The sequence below is a fragment of the Kitasatospora sp. NPDC058218 genome, from assembly GCF_042882445.1.
Classification (GTDB): domain Bacteria; phylum Actinomycetota; class Actinomycetes; order Streptomycetales; family Streptomycetaceae; genus Kitasatospora.
The window spans coordinates 218363-239715 of the sequence record NZ_JBHVWC010000001.1 but is presented as its reverse complement, the minus strand read 5'-3'; the positions used below and the strand labels follow the sequence as shown (position 1 = coordinate 239715).

20 protein-coding genes are annotated in these 21353 nt (G+C 72.3%); 16 read left to right on the top strand and 4 right to left on the bottom strand.

What is annotated here, in order from left to right:
• Window positions 1-41: 41 nt before the first annotated feature.
• The 8 genes from blsG (at window position 42) to ACFVYI_RS00870 (ending at window position 9929) form a co-directional block, all read left to right on the top strand.
• The gene (gene blsG / locus ACFVYI_RS00905; RefSeq protein ID WP_387879966.1) at window positions 42-1208 is read left to right on the top strand and encodes an arginine 2,3-aminomutase; all 1167 of its coding nucleotides are present in this window, start codon (window positions 42-44) and stop codon (window positions 1206-1208) included.
• Window positions 1205-2386, top strand: coding sequence for a DegT/DnrJ/EryC1/StrS family aminotransferase (locus ACFVYI_RS00900; protein ID WP_387879965.1), 1182 nt, complete (start codon window positions 1205-1207; stop codon window positions 2384-2386). Before blsG ends, ACFVYI_RS00900 begins: the two co-directional genes overlap by 4 nt.
• Window positions 2383-3624, top strand: a complete 1242-nt coding sequence (locus ACFVYI_RS00895; RefSeq protein WP_387879963.1) for an ATP-dependent carboxylate-amine ligase — start codon at window positions 2383-2385, stop codon at window positions 3622-3624. The genes ACFVYI_RS00900 and ACFVYI_RS00895 overlap by 4 nt, the downstream gene beginning before the upstream one ends.
• A gap of 81 nt (window positions 3625-3705) precedes the next feature.
• Complete coding sequence (locus ACFVYI_RS00890) at window positions 3706-5022, top strand: MFS transporter (protein WP_387879961.1); 1317 nt, start codon at window positions 3706-3708, stop codon at window positions 5020-5022.
• Window positions 5023-5247: 225 nt separating this feature from the next.
• Entirely contained in the window at window positions 5248-7131 is a 1884-nt protein-coding gene (locus ACFVYI_RS00885) for a hypothetical protein (RefSeq protein WP_387879959.1), read from the top strand.
• A gap of 27 nt (window positions 7132-7158) precedes the next feature.
• Entirely contained in the window at window positions 7159-7779 is a 621-nt protein-coding gene (locus ACFVYI_RS00880; RefSeq protein WP_387879957.1) for a class I SAM-dependent methyltransferase, read from the top strand.
• Window positions 7780-7885: 106 nt separating this feature from the next.
• Window positions 7886-8404, top strand: a complete 519-nt coding sequence (locus tag ACFVYI_RS00875; protein WP_387879955.1) for a nucleoside 2-deoxyribosyltransferase — start codon at window positions 7886-7888, stop codon at window positions 8402-8404.
• A 154-nt stretch (window positions 8405-8558) separates the two neighbouring features.
• Window positions 8559-9929 carry a M1 family metallopeptidase gene (locus ACFVYI_RS00870; RefSeq protein WP_387879954.1) on the top strand — a complete coding sequence of 457 codons (1371 nt, stop codon included), beginning with the start codon at window positions 8559-8561 and terminating at the stop codon, window positions 9927-9929.
• A gap of 63 nt (window positions 9930-9992) precedes the next feature.
• On the opposite strand, the gene ACFVYI_RS00865 is transcribed toward ACFVYI_RS00870, so the two are convergent.
• Window positions 9993-11609, bottom strand: coding sequence for an ADP-ribosyltransferase domain-containing protein (locus ACFVYI_RS00865; RefSeq protein WP_387879951.1), 1617 nt, complete (start codon window positions 11607-11609; stop codon window positions 9993-9995).
• Between the two features lie 259 nt (window positions 11610-11868).
• Between ACFVYI_RS00865 and ACFVYI_RS00860 the strand changes: the two genes are divergently transcribed.
• Complete coding sequence (locus ACFVYI_RS00860) at window positions 11869-12546, top strand: macro domain-containing protein (RefSeq protein ID WP_387879949.1); 678 nt, start codon at window positions 11869-11871, stop codon at window positions 12544-12546.
• Between the two features lie 155 nt (window positions 12547-12701).
• Window positions 12702-13139, top strand: a complete 438-nt coding sequence (locus tag ACFVYI_RS00855) for a hypothetical protein (RefSeq protein WP_387879947.1) — start codon at window positions 12702-12704, stop codon at window positions 13137-13139.
• A 186-nt stretch (window positions 13140-13325) separates the two neighbouring features.
• On the opposite strand, the gene ACFVYI_RS00850 is transcribed toward ACFVYI_RS00855, so the two are convergent.
• Window positions 13326-14510, bottom strand: a complete 1185-nt coding sequence (locus ACFVYI_RS00850) for a phosphatidylserine decarboxylase family protein (RefSeq protein ID WP_387879946.1) — start codon at window positions 14508-14510, stop codon at window positions 13326-13328.
• A 372-nt stretch (window positions 14511-14882) separates the two neighbouring features.
• Here ACFVYI_RS00850 and ACFVYI_RS00845 point away from each other — a divergent pair, with 372 nt between their 5' ends.
• Together ACFVYI_RS00845 and ACFVYI_RS00840 are read left to right on the top strand one after the other, a co-directional pair.
• Window positions 14883-15116 carry a hypothetical protein gene (locus ACFVYI_RS00845; RefSeq protein ID WP_387879944.1) on the top strand — a complete coding sequence of 78 codons (234 nt, stop codon included), beginning with the start codon at window positions 14883-14885 and terminating at the stop codon, window positions 15114-15116.
• A 140-nt stretch (window positions 15117-15256) separates the two neighbouring features.
• Complete coding sequence (locus tag ACFVYI_RS00840) at window positions 15257-15817, top strand: hypothetical protein (RefSeq protein ID WP_387879942.1); 561 nt, start codon at window positions 15257-15259, stop codon at window positions 15815-15817.
• A 59-nt stretch (window positions 15818-15876) separates the two neighbouring features.
• On the opposite strand, the gene ACFVYI_RS00835 is transcribed toward ACFVYI_RS00840, so the two are convergent.
• Together ACFVYI_RS00835 and ACFVYI_RS00830 are read right to left on the bottom strand one after the other, a co-directional pair.
• Window positions 15877-17112, bottom strand: coding sequence for a cytochrome P450 (locus ACFVYI_RS00835; RefSeq protein WP_387879940.1), 1236 nt, complete (start codon window positions 17110-17112; stop codon window positions 15877-15879).
• Window positions 17113-17153: 41 nt separating this feature from the next.
• Window positions 17154-17288, bottom strand: coding sequence for a hypothetical protein (locus ACFVYI_RS00830; protein WP_387879938.1), 135 nt, complete (start codon window positions 17286-17288; stop codon window positions 17154-17156).
• 246 nt (window positions 17289-17534) lie between these two features.
• Between ACFVYI_RS00830 and ACFVYI_RS00825 the strand changes: the two genes are divergently transcribed.
• The 4 genes from ACFVYI_RS00825 to ACFVYI_RS00810 all read left to right on the top strand — a co-directional run bounded on the left by ACFVYI_RS00825 (window position 17535) and on the right by ACFVYI_RS00810 (window position 21237).
• The gene (locus ACFVYI_RS00825; protein ID WP_360634607.1) at window positions 17535-17663 is read left to right on the top strand and encodes a hypothetical protein; all 129 of its coding nucleotides are present in this window, start codon (window positions 17535-17537) and stop codon (window positions 17661-17663) included.
• Window positions 17664-17826: 163 nt separating this feature from the next.
• Window positions 17827-18981, top strand: a complete 1155-nt coding sequence (locus tag ACFVYI_RS00820; protein WP_387879936.1) for a hypothetical protein — start codon at window positions 17827-17829, stop codon at window positions 18979-18981.
• On the top strand, window positions 18978-19823 hold the full coding sequence (locus ACFVYI_RS00815) for a phytanoyl-CoA dioxygenase family protein (protein WP_387879934.1): 846 nt from the start codon (window positions 18978-18980) through the stop codon (window positions 19821-19823). The genes ACFVYI_RS00820 and ACFVYI_RS00815 overlap by 4 nt, the downstream gene beginning before the upstream one ends.
• Window positions 19824-19836: 13 nt before the next feature.
• The gene (locus ACFVYI_RS00810) at window positions 19837-21237 is read left to right on the top strand and encodes an MFS transporter (RefSeq protein WP_387879932.1); all 1401 of its coding nucleotides are present in this window, start codon (window positions 19837-19839) and stop codon (window positions 21235-21237) included.
• Window positions 21238-21353 lie beyond the last annotated feature (116 nt).

The following is a 21353-nucleotide window of genomic DNA, read 5'->3' as shown; positions in this document are numbered from 1 at the left end:
GGCCACCCCACCCCCGTCGACCACGTCGTGCTGGAGCCGCCATGTCCGACACCGTCCGCGAATCCACGGCTGTCACCCGCCCCGAACTGATCCGTCCCAGGGTCCCGGAGAGTGACTGGGACGACTGGCGCTGGCACATGCGTCGGCGCATCACCACCGTCGACAAGGCCCGGCAGTGGATCAACCTCAGCACCGACGAGGAGAAGGCCATCTCCGGGGTGGCGGGCAAGTACCGCTGGAGCGTCACCCCGTACTACGCCTCGCTGATGGACCCGGACGACCCCGGCTGTCCGGTCCGGCAGCAGGCGGTGCCGGCCCTCGGCGAGCTGATGGAGTTCCCCGGCGCCGAGGTCGACCCGGTCGGGGACACCTACTACCGCAAGACCAACCGGGTGGTGCACAAGTACCCGGACCGGGTGATCATGCTGATCACCGAGGCCTGCCCGGTCTACTGCCGCCACTGCACGCGCAAGTTCCACACCACCGACGTCGACGGCACCTACTTCCGCGACGACGAGGGCGGCTCGTACGACGAGGACCTGCGCTACATCGCCGACCACCCCGAGATCCGGGACGTCCTGCTGACCGGCGGCGACCCGCTCTCGTACCAGGACGGCAAGCTGGAGGAGATCATCGCCGGGCTCCGGGCGATCCCCTCGGTGGAGATCATCCGGATCGGCAGCCGGTTCCCCGTGCTGCTGCCCCAGCGGATCACCGAGGGGCTCTGCTCGATGCTGGAGCGGTACCACCCGATCTGGCTGAACACCCACTTCAACCACCCGAAGGAGATCACCCCGGAGGCCGCGGCGGCCGTCGACCGCCTGCTGCGGCACGGGATCCCGGTCGGGAACCAGACGGTGCTGCTGCGCGGGATCAACGACGACGTCGACACCATGCGCACGCTGATGACCGAGCTGCTGCGGATCCGGGTCCGGCCGTACTACCTCTACCACTGCGACAACGTCACCGGGGTCTCGCACTTCATGACGTCGGTGGAGAAGGGCTGGGAGATCATGGCCGGTCTCCAGGGCCACATCACCGGGTTCGGCGTCCCCCAGTACGTCCTGACCACGAAGATCGGCAAGATCCCCATCTCGCCGCCCTCCTTCACCCAGATCCCCGAAGGCCTGCTGCTCCGCAACCACCGAGGCCAGGAGATGGTCGTCGACGGTTCGGCGCAGCCGATCACGGAGTCGGACACCCCATGAGCACACTCGACAAGCGACTCGGGCAGCGCTTCCTGCCCTACGGAGCCAACTACCTCGACTGGTCCGACATGTCGGAGCTGCGCGAGGTGATCGAGCACCAGGTCCTGTTCCGCTACCAGACCGAGACCGAGAGCATGGCCTCCCAGCTGGAGCGGACGGTCGCCGAACGGCTGGGCGCGGGCCACGCCCTGGCCGTCCACAACTGCACGGAGGCGCTACGCCTCGCGCTGATCTCCACCCGTCCGGCCATCGGTGACCTGGTCCACATCCCGGCGGTCACCTTCGTCGCGGTGGCCGGCGCGGTGCTGTCGTGCGGCCTGATCCCGGTGCTGGTCGACGCCGACGACTCGCTCTCGATGGACCCGACGCTGGTGCCGTCCGACGCGCAGCGGGTGATCGTGGCCCACATGGAGGGCACGGTGGCGCCGTTGCCGGCCGGGGTGCCGTACCTCGTCGAGGACTGCGCGCAGTCCCTCGGCGCCCGCTTCCCCGACGGCCGGCGGGTCGGGACGGCCGGCTACGCCGGGACGTTCAGCTTCCACCACAACAAGGTCCTCACCTCGGGCGAGGGCGGGCTGGTCGTCACCAACGACGAGAGCGCCTGGTCGACCATGCGCTGTTACCACGACCACGGCTCGGCCCGGGTCCCCGGCCACTACCCGACGTGGAACCAGGACGCCCACTTCGGCGAGAACTTCGTGACCAGCGAGCAGGTCGCGGCCGTCCAGTGCCAGCAGTTCCGGCACCTCGACGAACTGCTGGCCGGCCTGGAGCGGATGTACGCCATCGCGATGTCCGAGCTGCCCGACCGGCCCGACCTGGAGGTCCGGCCCCGGGCCGCCGGCGACGTGAAGGTCAGCCTGCGGTTCCGCTGCGAGAGCAAGGAGTTGCGGGACTCCGCGGTGGCCGCGCTCACCGCGGCCGGCATCGCCAACTGGACGCTGGGGAAGTACCTGCTGCCCGAGCACCCGGTGCTCACCGGCCGCCGTTCGCTCTACCGCGACGGCTTCCCGTGGAACCACGCCCCCGACGCCCCACTGGCGCTCAGCCGCGACGGCTTCGCCCGGACCAGGGACCTCCTGGACCGCACCCTGTGCGTGCCGCTCTCCCCCGAGCTTCCCGAGGAGGAGCAGGTCCTCGCCGCCAAGGCCGTCCGCCAGGTGCTGGAGGCGGTGTGAGCGACACCGAGGTGCTGTTGATGGTGGACGACCGGCCGTCGTCCTTCACCCGCTACGCGGCCCGGGCGCTGGCCGACCGGCTGGTCCTGCTGCGGTTCGCCGAGAACCGCCTGGACCTGCCGGAGGACTACCTCCTCGAAACCGCGCACCTGCCGGCCTTCTGGGTGCGCGAGGGCGCCACCCCGGCGGCGGAGGCGCAGCGGTACCGGGAGTGGGCCGCCGGGCTGCCGGTGCCGCCGACCCGGTTCTGCAACCCGTCGGAACCGCGGCAGGCCGTGGCCCAGCGCTTCGCGGCCCTGGCCGGCCTGCCGCACCTGACCGAGCAGCAGGTGACCCTGGTCCGGGACAAGGCCGCCATGAAGGCCCGCTTCCGGGAACTCGGCCTGCGGACGGCGGAGTTCGCGCGGGTGCGGTCGGGCGCCGAGGTCGAGCGGTTCGCCGGGCGGCACGGCTGGCCGGTGGTGCTCAAACCGGTGGACTCGTTCGCCTGCGTGGACACCTACCGGCTCGCCGGGCCGGGCGACCTCGCCGGGATCGACCTCACCGCGCGGCAGTGGATGGTGGAGGAGCACCTCGGCGGTACCGAGTGGGAGGTGTGCGCGGTCATCCTCGGCGGCGAGGTCCTGGACGCCTGGCCGAGCGCGATGCCCTGCCGCCCGCTGGACATCGTCGACGGCGCGATGAACGCCAACATCAGCGTCGGCACCGGCGAAGGGCCGCCGGTCGACGTGCGGGCGCTGGTCCAGCGCATCGTCACCGGGATGGGCATCGACCACGGGTACGCCCACATGGAGTTCTTCCTGATCGACGGCGAGGTGTACGCGGGCGAGATCGGCGTACGGCTCGCGGGCTGCGAGATTCCCGCCAACCACGGCCACGCGTACGGCTTCGACGTGTTCGGCGCCACCCTGGCGGTCTACCTCGGCCGACGGCCCGAGCTGGACTACCGCGAGCGCCGCTGTGCGGGTGATCTGCTGCTGCCGCTGCCCGGCTCCGGGACGATCCGGCGGATCACCTCCCGGGACGAGCTGCTGGGGATGCCCGGCGTCGTCGACGCCGTCCTCAAGGTCCGTACCGGCGACCGGGTGACGGCCCGCCGGGCCTCGCACAACGCCTCGGGGTACGCCCACGTCGTGGGAGGGTCGGTGGAGGAGGTGGAAACCCGTATGCGCGAGGTGCTCGACCGGTTCACGATCGAGGTGGCGCCCGCGCGGGAGGCCGACGTCGTCCCCAGTTGATCCCGCCGTGCCGCCCGCCCGCGCAGCGGCCCGGCACCCGACTCCGCCGCCCCGTGCGGCCACGGAACGGAGACCGACCACGTGACCAGCGGCCTGCCCCGTCGCTTCCTCGATCTGCTCACACGCCCCCGGGTGGCCGGGGCGGCCTGGTGGAGCGTCGTCTCCAGGCTGCCGGTCTACCTGATGTCACTGGCCCTCGTCCTGACGGTCCGTGAGCAGGGCGGCAGCTACGCCCAGGCCGGCCTGGTCGCTGCCCTCTACACGCTGGGGATGGCCCTCGGCAGTCCGCTGATCGCCCGCCACCTCGACCGTCGTGGCCGTGCGGCGGTGCTGACGGCGACCGCCGTCGCCTACCCGGTGGCGCTCGCCGTCCTCGTGTGGTTCACCCACCCCGGTGGCTGGGCGCAGCCCGCGGCTGCGGTCGTCGCCGGAGCGGTGCTGCCACCCGCGAACGCCTGCATGCGATCGCTCTGGGCGCGGCTGCCGCTCCGGGAGGAGGAGCGCGAGACGGCCTACCTCTGGGAGGCCCTGCTCACGGAGGTCCTGGTGATCGGCGCGCCGTTGATGCTGGCGGCGCTGATGCTGGTCGGCTCGGCGGGGCTGGCGCTCACCACGGTCGCGGTGGTGGGCGGTCTCGGCACGCTGGGGCTCGCGCGCACCCGGCTGCCGGCCGGCACCGAAGCCGCGGAAGACTCCGCCGGGGCCGACGCGGCCGGTGGCTCCGGTGGCTCCGGTGGCTCCGGTGGCGAGTCTGCCGAAGGTTCCGCCGGCGCCGCGGTCGCGGCCCGGCAGGGAACCCGTCACCTCCTGGGACCCCTGCGGGAGCCGGCCCTGCTGGCGCTGACCGGCGTGATGGCCCTCTCCGCGGTGCCCATCGGCCTGCTGACGCTGGCCATCCCGGCCTTCGTCGACCGGCACGGGGCTCCGGGCGGGGCGGGTCTGGTCTACGCCTGCTGGGGCGTCGGCAGCGCCCTGGGCGCCCTCTGGCTGGGTCGGGCCCAGTCCCGGGTGGCCCCCCAGGTGCGCTTCCCCCGGCTGCTGCTGGCCTACGCCCTCGGAACGGGTCTGACCCTGCTCGCCGGTTCCCAGGTGGGCCTCGCGCTGGCCCTAGCGGTGGGCAGCGCGCCCATCGCCCTGGTCTCCGCCAGCGAGATGACCCTGGTGAGCGCCATCGCCGACGGCCGGTCGCTGGCCGAGGCGTTCACCTGGGCCTCGCTGGCCACCGTCCTGGGCGACGCGCTGGGCCAGCAGGCCGGCGGGCTGCTGATGGACCCGCTCGGGCCGCGCGCGGTGTTCGCCGTGGCCACCGGCACCGCCCTGGCCGCCGCCGGACTGGCCTTCGCCTGCCGGGGGTTGCTGACCCGGCGGGCGGTGCCCGTGGTGGAGTACGCGGCATGACGGCCGGGCCCGCCACCCGAGACCCCCCGCCGGACCGGAGACCTGTCGGCGCACCACGCCGTCGAGCAACACCCGGCAGACCCATCGCCCCGTCGACATACCGCCTCATCGACCCGTCGGCCACGTCGGCCCGTCATCGGCTCGCGCGCCGAGCCGCTCCCCCTTCCCCCTTCCCCCTTCCCCCTTCCCCCGCGCTCCGGGCGCGGACAACACGAGGTGTCCACCATGAACGCTGCCCCCACCGAACAGCGGCCCGACCGGCCGTCCGGGACGGCCCCGCTGTTCCGCCCGGTGACCCGGCACCAGTTACCGCAGGCCGTACGGGAGTTCCTGGCATCCCCGCAGCTCCTGCCGGTGCCGGTCCCGACCGAGGACCGCGCCGACCTGGCGCAGAGCGTCGAGCTCGCCGGCCGGCTGTACGGCGGCCTGCGGCAGCCGCACCCGCTGGACGTCGGGATCGTCCTCGGCGCGGCGCAGCTGCCCGAGGGGCTCGCGGAGCTGGCCCGCCCGCTCGCCCGGAGCTGGGTCGCCGAGGAGGAGCTTGCGGACGTCGCGGCGTTCCGGGAGCGGTACAGCGGTTCGCTGCTGCTCGTCGGCCGCTACGACCGGCTCACCCTCGACCCCGTCCGGGCCCTGCTGCTGGCCACCTACCGCGGCCGGCGTCACGGGCTGACCCTGCTGAGCGGCCGGGACGACGCCTCGGTCGGCTGGAACGTCGCCAAGCAGTACGCGGAGCCGGCGCTCGACGTCGACGCGGTGGGCCTGTTCACCGACACCGACCGGCCGCCCCGGCCGCCCGGCGTCCAGGTCTTCGACGACCGCGACTTCGACCGCGAGGACATCCAGGCCCGGATCCTCGGCACCCGGTGGCGGCGGGTGGCCTTCCAGGGCCACGGCAAGGACGACAGCGTCAACCTCGGCGAGTTCACCATCTGCGGCCTCAACGGCTCGGCCCCGGCCGTGCCGGGGCTGCTCGGCCCGCGCTGCGCCTACGGGCTGCCCTGCTACAAGCCGGAGGACAAGCTCGTCCCGCTCAACCGGGTGGAGGCCGTGGAGCTGGTGCTCAGCGCGTGCAACAGCGGCCCGCTGGCGGACCTCGCCCTGTACGACCCGAAGTACCAGCTGCTGCTGAACGCGCTCGACGGCCCGGCCCGCACGGTGGTCTCGGCCGTGTCGGTGCACGACTCCGACCGACCGGAGAACGTCGCCTGGATGCACGGCGCCCTGGTCGGCGCGGACTCCGTCGACACCCTCAACGCCAGCCTGGCCGGTTCGCACCCCTACCCGGCGTTCATGCGCTTCGGCCTGCCGGGAGCACCGGAGGACGCCCCGCCGCCCCCGGCCCCGGCGGACCACCGCCCCGACCCGCTGCTGCTCACCGTGGGCGCCCGGCTCACCGCCTACCTGGGCTCGGAGCTGCTGCCGCACAACCATCCGCTGCGGCCCCGACTGACCAAACTGGCCCGGAAGGTCGACCTCTGGGTGGCCAGGCCGACCCATCTCGCCGACCAGTCGCCCGAGCAGATCCACGCCTCGCTGACGGCCGACCTGCAGTCCCTCGACCACGTGATCGCCGAGCAGGTCGCGGCCAACCCCGAGCACGAACTGATGAACTACCCCGCGCACTTCGGCGACCGCAGCAGCCTGGACCGGCAGGTGCGCGAGGTCACCTGCCACTGCGGCCGCCCCGCCCAGGAGTTCACCCGACGGGGCCTGCTCCCGCACATCCTGGACACCACCTGCGCCGTCTGCATGCGCTGCGGCGACGTCACCTTCCAGCTCCCGGACGCCCCCACGCTGCTCGCCCACGCCGCGGACGAGGTCGAACAGGGCGGGGTGCTGGAGGTCCGGGCCCTGGTCACCGCGGCCCGGACCGGCCCGGTCCGGCTGGGCCTCTTCGTCCCGAGCTACCTGCGCGAGGACACCACGGTGGAGCCGGTCACCACCCGGCTCCGGCTCACCGGCGGGCAGGCCGAGGAGGCCGTGTTCCGTGTGCGGTTCGCCGCCGCCACCGCCCCGCAGGCCTACTACTTCACGGTGTTCGCCGTGCAGGACCTCGCCGTCTCGACGGCCCGGCGCCACTTCGGGGTCGTCCCCCGGAGCGCCTGACCCACCCGCAACCCCCAAGGGAGAACCATGGAGAGCCAGACCAAGCCCGCGATCGAACTGATCGAGCAGAACGGCGAGGTGACCCTCAGCATCGGCGGCGAGCAGGCCATGCAGGCCTGGGAGCGGGACTTGATGTGGGCCAGCGCCGACATGCTCTGCGAGTACGGCCGGGACTTCTACGAGGTGGGGCTGGGCCTCGGCCTGTCCGCGCTGCGGATCGCCGGCAACCCGGCGACCCGGCAGCACACCGTGCTGGAGCTCTTCGACGAGGTCGAGGACCTCTTCCGGGCCCGGCACCCCCAGCTGCCCGACAACCTCGCGATCGAGCGCGGCGACTTCTTCCAGCGGGTCTTCGAGCTGCCCTCCGAGAGCATCGACGGGATGTTCTTCGACCCGGCCCTCGACATGGAGGTCTGGACGGACGCCGAGCTGTGGGCCAGGACCATGCCGGAGGTCGTCCGGGTGCTGCGCCCCGGCGGGGTGTTCCTCCCGTTCTTCAGCACCAAGCCGGAGCTGCGCTGGCAGTACCTGCCGCACTTCCGCTCGATCCGGGTCGAGCGGCACCCGTTCGTCGCGTACGACACCACCGAGTACACCCACGGCGGCACCACCGGCGACGCCTACATCCAGTGTTTCCGCAAGGACTGACCCGGCCCACCGCTCCAGCTCCCGGCCGGCCCGGCCCACCACCGCGCCGGCCGACCCCCACCCGACACCGCGCACCGCGCACCGGCGCTGTTCCGGAGGTATCCCGATGACCATCACGCTGACCAATGGCTCCCGCCCCGACCTGGGGATCCGTTCGGTGTTCCTCGCCGGCCCGTTCATCCAGCTCCTGGACCCGGAGACCGGAGAGATGCCGGCCGAGGCCCGGGCCCCGTTCGACGTCCTGATCAAGCACTTCGAGGCGCAGGGGATCTCCGTGCACAACGCCCACCGCCGGGAGGCGTGGGGCGCGGAGCTGATGCGGCCGGAGCAGTGCACCAAGCTCGACCAGGACGAGATCCGCAAGGCCGACGTCTTCGTCGCCCTGCCGGGCCACCCGGCCTCCCCGGGCACCCACATCGAGATCGGGTGGGCGAGCGCCTTCGACAAGCCGATCGTGCTGCTGCTGGAACGCGGCAGGGAGTACACCTTCCTGGTCCAGGGCCTGCACACGGTGGCCTCGGTGGAGTTCGTGGTCCACACCGACCTCGCCGACTGCCTGCCGGCCCTCGACCGGGCGGTGGACCTGGCGGTGCTGCGGCAGCGGGAGGGCAACGGCCACCGGTGACCAACCAGCGCCCGGCCGCCGGCCCCGGTCCGGGCCTCAGCCCCGGCCCTGGTCCCGGTCTTGGCCCCGGCTCCGGTCCCGGCCGCCGACAGGGCCGAGGCCCGGGTCCGACCGGCCCGCGCACCGCCCTGCCGCCGACTCCCGAGGAACACCCGTGAGCAGCCCAGCCGCCCGGCTCCTGGCCGCCCTTCTCGCCTGCCTGGCGCTGACCGCCACCGTGACGGGCTTCACGCCGTCCGGCGGCGGGCGCCGCACCGAGCCGGCCGGGACGCCGGCGGCGGCCGCCTACACGGTCGAGCTGACCGGCGACTCCTCGGGCGGCCAGTGGTCCGGGCACGAGCGGGTGAGCTTCACCAACGCCTCGGCGCAGCCGCTCCCGGAGGTCTTCCTGCGGCTGTGGGGCAACGCCCGCAGGGGCTGCTCGGCGCCGCCCGTCACCGTGACGCACCTGCTCGGGGGTACCGCAGCCGTCCTGTCGGCCGGGTGCACCGTGCTGCGGATCGTCCTGCCGGCGCCGCTGCGCCCCGGCGGGCGCCACACCCTCGGCTTCGACCTCGACCTCCGGGCTCCCGAACTCCCGGACAGTGCCGGGAGGTTCGGTCGGCACGGGGCGTACAGCCACTTCGGCAACGCCCTGCCGGTGCTGGCGGTGCGGGACGCCGCCGGGTGGCACCTCGACCCGTTCACCGACACCGGGGAGTCCTTCTACACGCTGGCCGCCGACTTCACCGTGGTGCTCGACCATCCGGCGGGTCTCGGGGTACCGGCCACCGGCAGCTCGGCCGAGACCCCGGGCGCCGCCGGACGAACCGTCACCACCGCGACAGCCCGGCGGGTGCGGGACTTCGCCTGGTCCGCGGGCCCGTACTTCACCGTCTCCGGCCGCTCCGCGGGCGGCGTCGCGGTCGCCGTCCACGCCGTGGCCGGTGTCGCCCCGGCGGACGCCAGGGCGATACTGGCCACCGCCGGGTCCGCGCTGGACGCGCACGCCCGCGCGTTCGGCGCCTACCCCTACGCCGAGTTGGACGTCGTGCTGGACAACGACCTCTGGTTCAGCGGCATGGAGTACCCGGGGTTCGTCCTGGACCGGGTGAAGACGAGCGCACTCGTCCACGAGATCGCGCACCAGTGGTGGTACGGCATCGTCGGCGACGACCAGTACCACCAGCCCTGGCTGGACGAATCCTTCTCCGAGTACGCCACCGACCTCGCCCTCGGCCGGGACGGCGCGGGCTGCTGGAGCGCCGTCGCGTGGTCGGATCCGCAGGAGCGGATCACCAACGGCATGGCGTACTGGGACGACCACCCGGCCCGGTACGGGACCGTCGTCTACGACTACGGCGCCTGCGCGCTGCACGACCTGCGACGGCTGATCGGAGCGGACGCGATGGCCCGCCTGCTCCGCGGCTACGCCCGCGCCCACTGGTACGGCGTGAGCAGCACCGCCGCGTTCACGGCCGCGGCCGGGGCCGCCACCGCCGAGGACCTGGCCCCGTTCTGGGTCGCCCATCGCATCGACACCTGAGCGGCCCCGGCCCATCGGCCCCTCAGGCCACCCCGGCCCATCGTCCGTCCCGGCCCGCCCCGTTCAGGAGACGAGGGTCTGCTCCTGCAGTTCCGTCAGCGTCACGGTGCACAGACCGCCGCGCTCGGTCTTCACGTCCGTCACCTTGAGCTGGGTGCCCGGCAGGAGGATGTACTCCTCCTCGCCGGTGAACGCGGAGTAGCGCTGGATGCCCGTGGCCCGGACGGGGAGCACCTGGAAGAGCGTCCGCCGGCCCCGGCTGCCGAGGAAGCCCCGGGCCACGCCGAGCTGCGGCGTGCAGGAGGACACGCCCCACCAGGTCACCGTCCGCCCCAGCGGGTACTGCGCGCGCAGGTCCAGCGACACCCCGCGCCAGAGCGGCTCGGTGCGGGCGGGGAGCTGTGACACCGCCGAGAACAGCAGCCGCAGGTACGGCAGGTACGGGACGATCCGGCTGCGGTCCGGGGAGCGCAGGATGGCGTTGATCTCCCGGTAGAACGCGGACTCGCAGGTGTAGAGGTAGAGGGCGGCGATCGCCTCGGCGGTCAGCCCGCCGGCCGTTTCGTCCGCCCGCGCGGTGCCGAACGCGTGCGACCGCTCGATGTGCCGGTCCAGACCGGAGAGCAGTGCCGCCACCGGGGCGACGGCCTCGCGGAAGTCCATCAGCGGGGTGTCGAACACACCGGTGATCGCGGGGAGGACGAGCCCTTCGTCCTTGACGCTCGCGAGCCGTTCGAGGTACAGCTGGTGCAGTTCCATGGTGGACGCGATGAACGCGCCCATCCGCTCGGCGGTGTCGCCGCCCGCCCCGCCGCCCTGCGCCGCGTGCTCGTTCCACCCCTTGGCCGGAAGCCAGTCGATCTCGTCGGCGCCCAGTGAGGCGAGGGCCGCGTTCACCGTGGCGAAGTGGTCGCCGTCGCAGAAGATGTCGCCCTGCGCCGCGGGGTTGGCGTGGTCGATGTGCCGGACCTCGACCTCGGGGTACTTCTCCTGGAGCCGGAGGACGACCTTCTTCAGACTGCGTGCGTGCGCTCCCCACCAGGCGAAGACGACGCCCCGGTCCTCCTCGGCGGCGTTCTGCTTGGCCCGGAGGATCTCTTCGACGATCCGCTCGGCGACCGGCCGCCAGAACGCGGTGTGCCGGTCGGTCGCCGTCGTCCCGTCGCCGCTCGCGGTGAGGGCCGCGTTCAGCAGCAGCACGCCCTGGGTGAGCATCGCCTGGAACCACTCCGGCGGCTGGACGGTGTCCTGCTCCTTCAGCAGCGCGCGTATGTCGGCGATCGGGGTCTTCTTGGGGATGCCGTGCTTCCACATCGCCGCCGCCTTGATGATGCAGCGGATGCTGACCACGCGGCCGAACTGGCTGTCCTTCCAGTCGTGGAAGGTGTTGTCGAACATGGCGATGCCGGTGGCGCTCTCCGGCCTCGGGTAGGGGTTCTGGCCGAAGACGACGACCTTCCACCGGTGCGGCGCGTTGGGCTTGAGCGCCTGGAAGGTCAGTTCACGGACGGGCACGACGTCCGGACCGCGGCCCGGGCCGATGAACGCGGCCGCGTCCGGCTGCGCCTCGATGACCGGCTTCAGCAGCGGGAGCCACGGTTCACCGCCGCCCTTGAAGAGTTCTGCGAGCGCCAGCGGGTCGCTCGGGTCGGACTGGGCGGGGGCGTTGGCATCGCTCATGGTGGTGTGACTCCGGATAGCCGTGCTTCGGCGGACAGGACGGAACGACCGCACGGACCTCCGCCGACACCTCGGAGGCGGGTGAAGGTCCGTCATGTCCGCAACGGACTCCACTGTTGTACCGGCCGGGTCCGACAGTCGACGGCCCGGCCGGCTGCACCGGCGGCGCACCCGTGGGGACCGCCGCAACCGGCCTGTCAGTGGGGCCCGGTAGCGCCATGACCAGTAGAGGAACCGTGTCTCGAAGGGGAGTGGAGCCATGACCACGGACCGCGCGCAGTCGCCGCTCAGGGTGGTGCTGACCGACATCAACGCACCGGTGGTGGAGGCCTGGCGGGCGGCGTTCGCCGACACCCCCGGCATCGAGATCCGCCAGGGATCGATCCTCGACGAGGCCGTCGACGCCTGGGTCAGCCCCACCAACTCCCGCGGCCGGATGGACGGCGGGGTCGACGCGGTCGTCAAGCGGCACCTCGGAGCGGGCATCCAGCTGCGCGTGCAGCGGGCGATACGCGACCGCTTCGCGGGGGCGCTCCCGGTGGGCAGCGCGGTGTGCGTCCCCTCCGGGGCCACCAACCCGAAGTTCCTGATCTCCGCTCCGACGATGCAGGAGTCCTCGCAGAACGTGAGCGAGACCTTGAACGTGGCCCTGGCGTGCGCCGCCGCGTTCCAGGCGGTCCACCGGCAGAACGCGCGGACCCCGGGCAGCATCGGGTCGGTGGCCCTGGTCGGCATGGGCGCCCGGACCGGCCGGGTGCCGGCGCGGGTCTGCGCCAACCTGATGTGGACGGGTTACACCCTGTTCAACGACCACGCCTTCGAGGACGACGACGACCTGCGCGGCACGATCCTCGCGCAGCTCGACGACCTGGAGAGCGCGCCCGCCGCGAAGCGGGTCCGCATCACCCCGCCCGCCCGCCGCAGCGCGCGCCGCTGACCTGGGTGCTCGGCGCGTCGCCCACCCTCCGTGATGACGGGCACCCCGGGTCGGCCGCCGCACCTCCCCGGCCCTCCGGCCGCAGTCGCGGAGTCCCGCCGACCCCGGCAGGCTGGAAGGAGGAATGGATGGCACCGCTCCGTCGAGGAGGAGACATGGACGCGGCAGAGCTGACCGGGACCTACACCTACCGAAGCTTCCTTGAGGTGCCCAATCCCGTCCAGGACTTCAACAGGCTTCGGTTCGGGCAGTTCGAACTGAGACTTGCGGCCGCACCGGACGGGACGGTCAGCGGTCAACTGATCTTCCCGACGCCGCCGGGCACCGAAGCCGAGGCCATGGAGATGACCGGCCGCGTGTCGGGCTCGTCGCCCGTGGCCTTCACCCTGACGGGCAAGGGCCGGCCCGGCACCCCGATCTCGGACTTCCACTACGACTACGACGGCATCATCCTGCACCACTGGGAGACCGGCGTGAACCAGCGGACGACCCTCGCCGGCACCGTCCTGCGCGCCGAGCCCCACGGCACCGGCGAGGACCTCGCCCCGGCCGGCCAGACGGCCGGCTTCCTGGCGGTGAAACGGGACGCCTGACCTGCCGGCCGGCGTCGGGGGTTCCGGCCGCCCGGGGGGGGCGCCGACGCAGCGTGACGAAGGCCCGGCCGGGTCACGCGCAGTGCACGATCCGCCCGGCCGGGGCGTGGGCGGCGCCGAGGACGCGGTAGCCGGCCCGGGACCGGTGGGCCGCCGTGCCGGTCCACCGGTCCCGGGCGCCCGCGGTCACCGCACGACGGTCGCGATCCTCGCGCTCACCCGGATCTTCGTGTCCGGCTTCAGGTCGTCGGCGAACCGGACCTTCCCCGGCTCGAACACCAGACACATGCTGGAGCCCCCGTAGCTGAACCACCCCAGCTCGTCGCCCTTCTTGACCGGCTGGCCGGGCTTCACCCTGATGGTCACCGAGGAGATCTCGGTGATCCCGATGGGGATGACGCAGACCATGCCGATCTTCGGGTCCGGGCTCTCGATGAACACCAGGCCCCGGGTGTTGACGGAGGCCTGGTAACCCTGCGAGTACGTCCCGGCCGTCGGGTCCTCCCCTGCGGACTCCGCGTTGCTGAACATCAGGCCGTCGACGACCTCGGCGCTCCTGACGACGCCGTCGATCGGCGAGCGCCAGCGGTGATAGTCGGAACCCGCGAGGAACGACTGGAAGACGTCCCCGTCGAGGAACCTGCTGGTGTACGCGCTGCCGTTCAGCATGTCGACCAGCGAGTAGGGCTGCCCCTTGAGCCAGAACCGGTCGGTCTCCCGAACGCCCCGCGCGATCCTGAACACCGCGCCGTCGTTGGCCGAGACGACGGCCGAAGGATCCGTGTCGACGGGCCGCTTCCCCGGGAGGATCTCCCGGTGGAAGAACGCGTTGAACGACGTGAAGCCCCAGTGCTGCTTCTTCCGGTCCGCCTCGGTGACGTAGTCCCCGAGGCCGAACTCCTTGACCGCGGGTGCGGACAGCCAACCGTCCTCCTTCTCGGTCAGAACACCGAGACTGCTGTCGCTGTCCAGGTAGGCGCACCACTCCTTGAGGATCTTCTGGAGCGCCCGGTTGAACCTCTCGATGCGGAACAGGGCCTCACCGGCCGGCGTCATCATCATGTAGACGAAGAGCGCCGACATCGGGAAGAACACCCGCTTCTCGCGGTTCGGGCTGTACTGCGGCGCGGTCCCCCTGATGCGGTCGAGGGCCGCGAGCAACTCGTCGACGCCCTTGATGTGCCGGTGCGGGGGCAGAACCTCCTCGATCATCTGGGACACGTACATCCGGACGATCCCGTCACGCTCGATCAGCTGCTTCAGCTCACGTACACCTGGGCTGAACGCCTGCTCCCCGTCGGCCAGTTGCAGGACCAGACCGGCCTGCCACTCGTCGACGGCCTCCCGACTCTCCGGCAGATAACCGGCCACGCGCGCAAACAGGTTGTCGTACCGACCATCGAGAACGACCTCTGGGTCACCCACGGATCCCTCCATTCCGAAGTGTGCGAACCACTTGTCCTCGACCAGTGGTACCACCGAAATGTCCATCGTGTACGAAGACATGCGAGGCAGCCGGGGCATCGCTCGCAACGAATGGGCGGCCGGACGGTCGCCATAGACGGCCAAGCCAAGCGATCAGATCAAATGCTGCGTCAATTGCCTTGCTTTCCAAGGCTCTTGCTCGACAGAGCCCCACCTTCCAACCCTCGGCGGCCATTGACTCAAGATCATCTGAGCTAGAGCTACCGACGGGTAGTCAGTTTCGACCGAGCCCGCACCATCCCTCTTCGAAGGAGAACCATGCTTCGACGCCTTTCGACCGCCGCCCTGGCCGCCGCCATCGCCGGCGGCGCGCTGCTCGCCATCGCCCCCGCGCAGAGCGCGTCCGCCGGGACCATCACCTGCGACGTCAACTCGCTGCGGGACCAGGCCTACCAGCTGCGCCGGCAGGGCAACTACGCCCAGGCGAACGCCCTTGAGGCGCGCGCCCAGGCCTGTGAGGACGCGGAGAACAACAACCGCCCTTGGGGCTGATGCCGATCCGGCGCTGACGCGTCCCGGCCGGCCCGCCCACGGCGGGCCGGCCACGCGCGCCGCTGCTCGGGGCGGGATCATGGCCGGATATCCCGGGCGGGGCAGACGGGACGGGCACCGTTTCCCTACGCTCTACCATCATGCGTATACCCGCCCCGGCACTGAGGCGCGTGCGCCTCATCGCCGTCATCGCCCTGTTCATCAGTCTGCTGGGCCTCGGCCAGGCCTCCGCCGCCGAGCCTGCGCCGCCCGCCATCACCATGAGCGTGGACCACCCCGTCGTGACGCCCGGCCAGGTCGGCACGCTGACGATCACCTTCACCAACCAGCAGTCCAGCGACGTGCAGTTCCTCTACGTCTCCACCTACGGCTCGGAGCAGGCCACACCGACCCCCTACGACACGCGTGTGGAGTTCGTCTCCTGCACCGGCGACGCCAGTACGTGTGCGTTCGACCAGACCGCGTCCTACTTCAACATGACCGCTCCCACCGTGCCCATCGCCCCGGGCGAGAGCCGCACCGTGAGGCTCTCCTACCGGTTCACGCCCGAATCGAACTGCCACAGCACCTCGACCGTCGCCTTCGGCGTCCTCTACTTCTACTACGAGTACGCCCAGGGAACGCAGACCTATGAAGGCAAGCAGTGGATCGTTCCGGGCGTCAGCCCCACGATCGCCGTGACCTGCCCGGCGGCCGGGTAGCACGGACGCGCCCCTGGTGCCGGCCCGTCGGGGCCGGCACCAGGGGCGCTCGGACGAGGTCAGGGCCGGATCGCGGACCAGGTCGCGGGCAGCGGGTCGAACCAGCCGATGACGCGGCCGCTGCCGTCGTGGGCCGAGCCGGCGACGGCGGCGGGCGCGACGTGCAGGCCGTCGACCCGGCGGGCCAGGGCGGCGATGGCGACCTGGAGCTGCATCCGGGCCAGCGCGGCGCCCGGGCAGTGGTGGGCGCCCATGCCGAAGCCGAGGTGGGCGTTCTCGCCGCGCTCGATGTCGAAGGTGTCCGGGCGGGTGAACGCGCGCTCGTCCCGGTTGGCCGCGCAGAGCGCTCCCACCGCGACCTCGCCGCGCCGGATCAGCGTGCCGCCGATCTCGACGTCCGCCGCGGCGTAGCGGGGGAAGGTCGAGGTGCTGTGGAACGGCGTGAAGCGGATCAGTTCCTCGACGGCGGACGGGACGAGGTCCGGTCGGCGGCGCAGCCGCTCCAGGTCGGACCGGTGGTGCATCAGGGCGCGCACGAAGTTCGACAGCATCAGGACGGTGTTCTGCAGCCCCGGCAGGAGCAACCGTAGGGCCGCCGTGACGAGTTGCCGGTCGGTGAGGCGGTCGTCGCCCTCCTCCCGGGCCCGGATCACGGCGCTCAGCAGGTCGTCGGCGCCGGCGCCGGCCGCGTCGCGTGCGGCGATCAGGTCGGCCAGCCGGCGGGCGAGGGCGCGCCGGTCCTCCCGCTCGGCCTCGGACGGGGGCGATGCGGTGGTGGCCGCGCCGAGCAGCAGTGCCCGGACCTCGGCCCGGTCCCCGGCCGGGACGTCGAGCAACTCGCACAGGACGTCGGCGGCGAGTGGTTTGACGAACGCGGTCATCAGGTCGACCGGGGTCCGGTCGCCGTCGGGAGATCCATCGCGGTCGAGCGGGTCCAACCGGTCCAGCAGCTCGTCGGCGATCCTCTCCGTGGCCCCGCGCAGCCGCTCGATCCGCCGGGGTTTGAGGCCTCCCCTGGTCACCCGGTTGATCTGCGCGGACGTCAGCGCCGGGGCCTCCTGCGGTGCGTCGGCGGCGCAGGCCTCGGGCGGGGTCAGCCCGAACCGGCTGTCGGTCAGGATCCGGCGGACGTCGGCGTACCGGGAGCACAGCCACGCCTCGCCCAGGTCCCGGACCTCGACCCGGCGGAGCCCCTCGGTGTCGCGCAGGCCGGCGTAGCGGTGGTCGAGGTCGAGGAGGTGCGGCTCCCCGAAGGGGTACTGCGGCACGTCCGGTGCGGGTTCGGGGTGAGTCACCGTGCGTTCCTCTCTGCGACGCGGGTGCGGACCGGAGACGCTCAGGAGCGCGGCGCGACCTGCCAGCCGAAGCCGTCGTCGTCGCCCCCGACGCCGGCCGTCACGGCCGCGGCGGCGCGGCGGACGGGCGACCGGTGCTGGTCCGAACCGGCCCTGGTGTCGGCGTAGTTGCTCATGCTGCTGCCTCCGGGGTCTGCGGGGTGGGTGTCGGAGTCCTGTATACAGCGGCGTTCCGGCCTGGTCAGCACCTTGCACCGGCCTCGGGCCGACATGGCAGGGACAGTCCGTTCCGGCGCCGGGAGGCCGGTTCAGGCCACGCCCGGCGGGGTGCAGGAAGTGACCACTACCGCCCGGTCCGGCCGGGGCCACAGCATGGGACCAGTCAGCAGCCCGCTGACGACCACCAGCCGAAGGAGACTGCAATGTCTGCGTTCGAGGAGCTTGAGGAACTGGTCAACACGATGGCCGCCGCCGAGCCGGCCGAGGTCGACGAGGACGGCATCGGCGACGTGGCGTGGAAGGTCTCGTACTCGACCTTCTACAACAACTAGCCGTGCCGGCAGGGGCACTCGTCGTACCGCGTCGGAGGGTCTCCCCTCCGGTCGGGCGACGGGTGCCCCTGCCGCGTCCGCCGCGCCGTTCCCTCACCGTCCGTGCGCGATGTGCGCCCGCGGATCCGCCCGGCGGGTCCCCGTCGATCCGAGGAGCTCGACCATGAACTTCGTCATTCCGGACGAGAAGGTCCAGCAGGGCATCAAGGTCCTGCTGGACGACTACGTCCTCATCGAGAGCACCGACACCTTCGTCATCACCTACACCCCGGACAGCCGCGACCCGGCGGCCTGGCTGGCGCTCGCGCTGCGGCACCGGGGGTTCGCGACGCCGATCGTCCCGATGCGCAAGCTGGAGGACCCGGAGTTCGCCGGGCGCCTGGAGGCGGTGCTCCCCGACCCGGAGACGCTGCCGGGCCGCCTGGTCGTCCTCACGCTGGAGCGCGACACCATGTCGCACTTCAACGTCTTCGAGAACGCGCTGAAGAGGTTCGGCGGCGACCGCACGATGATCCTGCGGATCATCAGCGCCTCCACCGCGTTCTTCACCAAGTCCCTCAACCTGGCCCCCGCGCAGCTGACCCGGTTCAACGCGACGCTGCTGGAGCGGGTGAAGCCGGCCCGCAAGGTGCGGGTCACCAGCCGCGGCGGCACCGACCTGACGGTCGAGCTCGACGCGGACAAGTACCACTGGATCAGCAACCGGGGCGTCTGGCGGCCCGGCGGCTTCACCATCCTGCCGGCCGGCGAGGTCGCGACCTACCCGGTCACGGTGAACGGCGTACTGGTGGCGGACGGGGCGTTCAACGCCAACATCATCACCCCGCTGAACGCCAGCCTGGCCGCCAACCCCGTCCGGGTGGAGATCGAGAACGGCCAGGCGGTCGACCTGACCTGCGCCGACCCGCAGCTCGACGCGATGTTCCAGCTCTGCCTGAACAGCCCCTACGGCCGCAACGTCGGGGAGTTCGGTCTCGGCACCAACCGCGGCATCGACGAGTTCATCACCGCCAACTCGCACATCAACGAGCGGCGTTGCGGCGTCCACCTGGGGTTCGGCCAGCACAACCAGCGGGTGAGCAAGGTCCCGTACATCGCGGACGTCCACCTCGACCTGATCACCGCCGGCGCGCTGGTCTGGGTCGACGACGACCCGGAGCCGATCGACCTGGAGACCTTCACCGCCACCGACGCCGAACACCCGGCGGACGCCCTGGACGAGGACATCACCGGCGACTGCTGCGGCCTGGGCTACGGCCAGCTCGAAGGCCTGGCCGCCTGCGTCGTCCCCGGCAGCCCGGTGAGGGTCCAGCGATGACGGCGGCGAACGGCACCGCGACGGCCGCCCCCGAGGCCTCGGTCTCCGCCGAGGACTTCGCCCGGCGCGGGTACGTGATCCTGCGCGGGATCCTGGACGCCGAGGAGGTGGAGCGGGCCCGGGCCCTGTGCTCCGGCTACCTCACGGGCACCGGCTCGCAGGAGATGCTCACCAGCGACTTCCTGGCCGACGACTTCCTGGCCGGCATCGTGCTGCGCGAGCGCGTGGTGCGCGCCGTCAAGGAGCTGCTGGGCGACGACCACCCGGTGCTGTACCCGAACTGCACCGCGCGCAAGAACGTGTACGTCCCCTGGCACGTCGACGCGACGTTCGTCGGACCGACCGCCGCGTACGTGTGGGAGCCGGGGTTCGCACACGTCCAGTGCGGGCTGTACCTGCAGGACAACGACCCGGTCGGCGGGGGCGGGATCGACGTGGTGCGCGCCTCCCACCTGATGTCCTTCGACGGATACGGCACCACCGAACCGGAGTTCGACATCCCGGCGCGGACGGTGGGCGAGTCCGACCTCCGCGAACGCGTCGATACCCGGGCGGGCGACGTCGTGGTGTGGAACGCTCGTCTGATGCACACCAGCACCACCGTCCTGCGGGACCCGGGCCGGGAGAAGTTCGGGGTCTTCTTCAGCTACGCCCGCACCCACGTGCGCGACAACCACCGGTTCCTGAGCCAGATCGCCGTGGACTCGATGCGCACGATGAACGGCGTCTCCCGGCTCATCCCCCGGCTGGCCGAGATCGCCCGCATGCGGTACCCGGAGAGCTTCCCGGCCTGGTTCGCCCAGGAGGCCGCCGACGCGGCCGTCCGCATCGTCACCCTGTGAAAGGACGATCGACGTGACATCGACGACCCTGGCCGGCGGGGGTGAGCAGACCTCGGCGTCGCCGGTGTTCCCCGATCGCCCGTTCCGGGCCCTGTGGGCCGCCACCGGCCTGTCCCAGGTCGGTTCGGCGGTCAGCAACGTCACGATCCCGATGTGCGCGGCGGTCACGCTGGGCGCCTCGGCCCTGGAGATGACCTCGCTGGCGGTGGTCGAGGTGCTGCCGTCCCTGCTGATCAGGCTCCCGGCGGCGGCGTGGTCCGACGGGCTGCGCCGCCCGCGCGCGCCGATGATGGCGGCCTGCAACCTGGTGCAGGCCGCCATCATGGGCGCCGTCCCGCTGCTCTGGTGGTTCGGGGTGCTGCACATCGTGCTGCTGCTGGTGCTGGCCGCGGTGGCCTCGGCCGCGCTGGGGGTGTACTCCGCGCTGGCCAGTCCGCTGCTGGTGCAGATCGTCCCGAAGGCGCACCTGGTGGAGGCCAACGGGAAGATCTCGGCGACCCGCAGCATCGCGGACATCAGCGGGCCCGCGCTCGGCGGGGCGCTCCTGGCCCGGGTCGCGGCGCCCTACGTCGTCCTGGTCGACGCGCTGTCGTTCCTGGCCTCCGCGGCGCTGCTCACCCGGGTCCGGCCCGGGACGACCGACGACCGGGCCGACGACCGAACCGACGACCGGGCCGGCACGAAGGCGGGCCTGACGGCCGATCAGGACGACGCCGCCAAGACCAACGCCGCCAACGCCGGCACCGGCACCGAAGAAGCGACCGGCGGCACCTCGAAACCCCCGAAGCAACGGCTCGGCGCCGCCGCCAACCTGCGGCTGGCGCTCGCGATGGCGCGGCAGTCCGGCGTCCGGGCGATGGTCGCGGTGGCCTTCGTCAACGGCGTCACCTCGCCGGTGCTCGTGCTCTTCCTCGTGCGGTCGGTGCACATGCGGCCCTCGCTGATCGGCACGCTGCTGGCGCTCGGCGCGGTCGGCGGCGTGACCGGCGGCATGCTGGTCGGCCGGGCGCAGAAGCGGCTCGGCCCGGGCCGGACGCTCGCCCTGGGCACCGCCGTCAGCCTGCTGTCGCTGGCCCTGCTGCCCTTCACCACCGCCGGTCCGAGCGCGATGGCCGGGCTGGTCCTGCTGGAACTCGCGGGCAGCTTCGGGGGGACGCTGCTGGTCGCCACCGTCTTCGGGAACCTCCAGGCCGCGGCGCCGAAGGACCGGATCGCCCAGGTGATGGCCATGGCGTTCGTGCTGTTGCAGGCCGCCAGCCTGATCGGGGTGCCGGTCGGCGGAGCGCTGGCCATCGCGTTCGGGACGCGGTGGGCGATGATCGCCGCGTTCGCGGTGATGGCCGCCGCGCTCGGCCCGCAACTCGTCCGCTGGGCCCTGACCCGGTGGGCACCGGACCCGCCGATCACCGTCTGACCGGCCCTCCCGGGCGCCGGGCCCTGACCGGCGGCCCCCGGACACCTGCCCCGAGGACCGGGCCAGGCCTCCCGCACACCGCGGCTCCCGCTCACCGGAGCCGCGGCGGCCGAGCG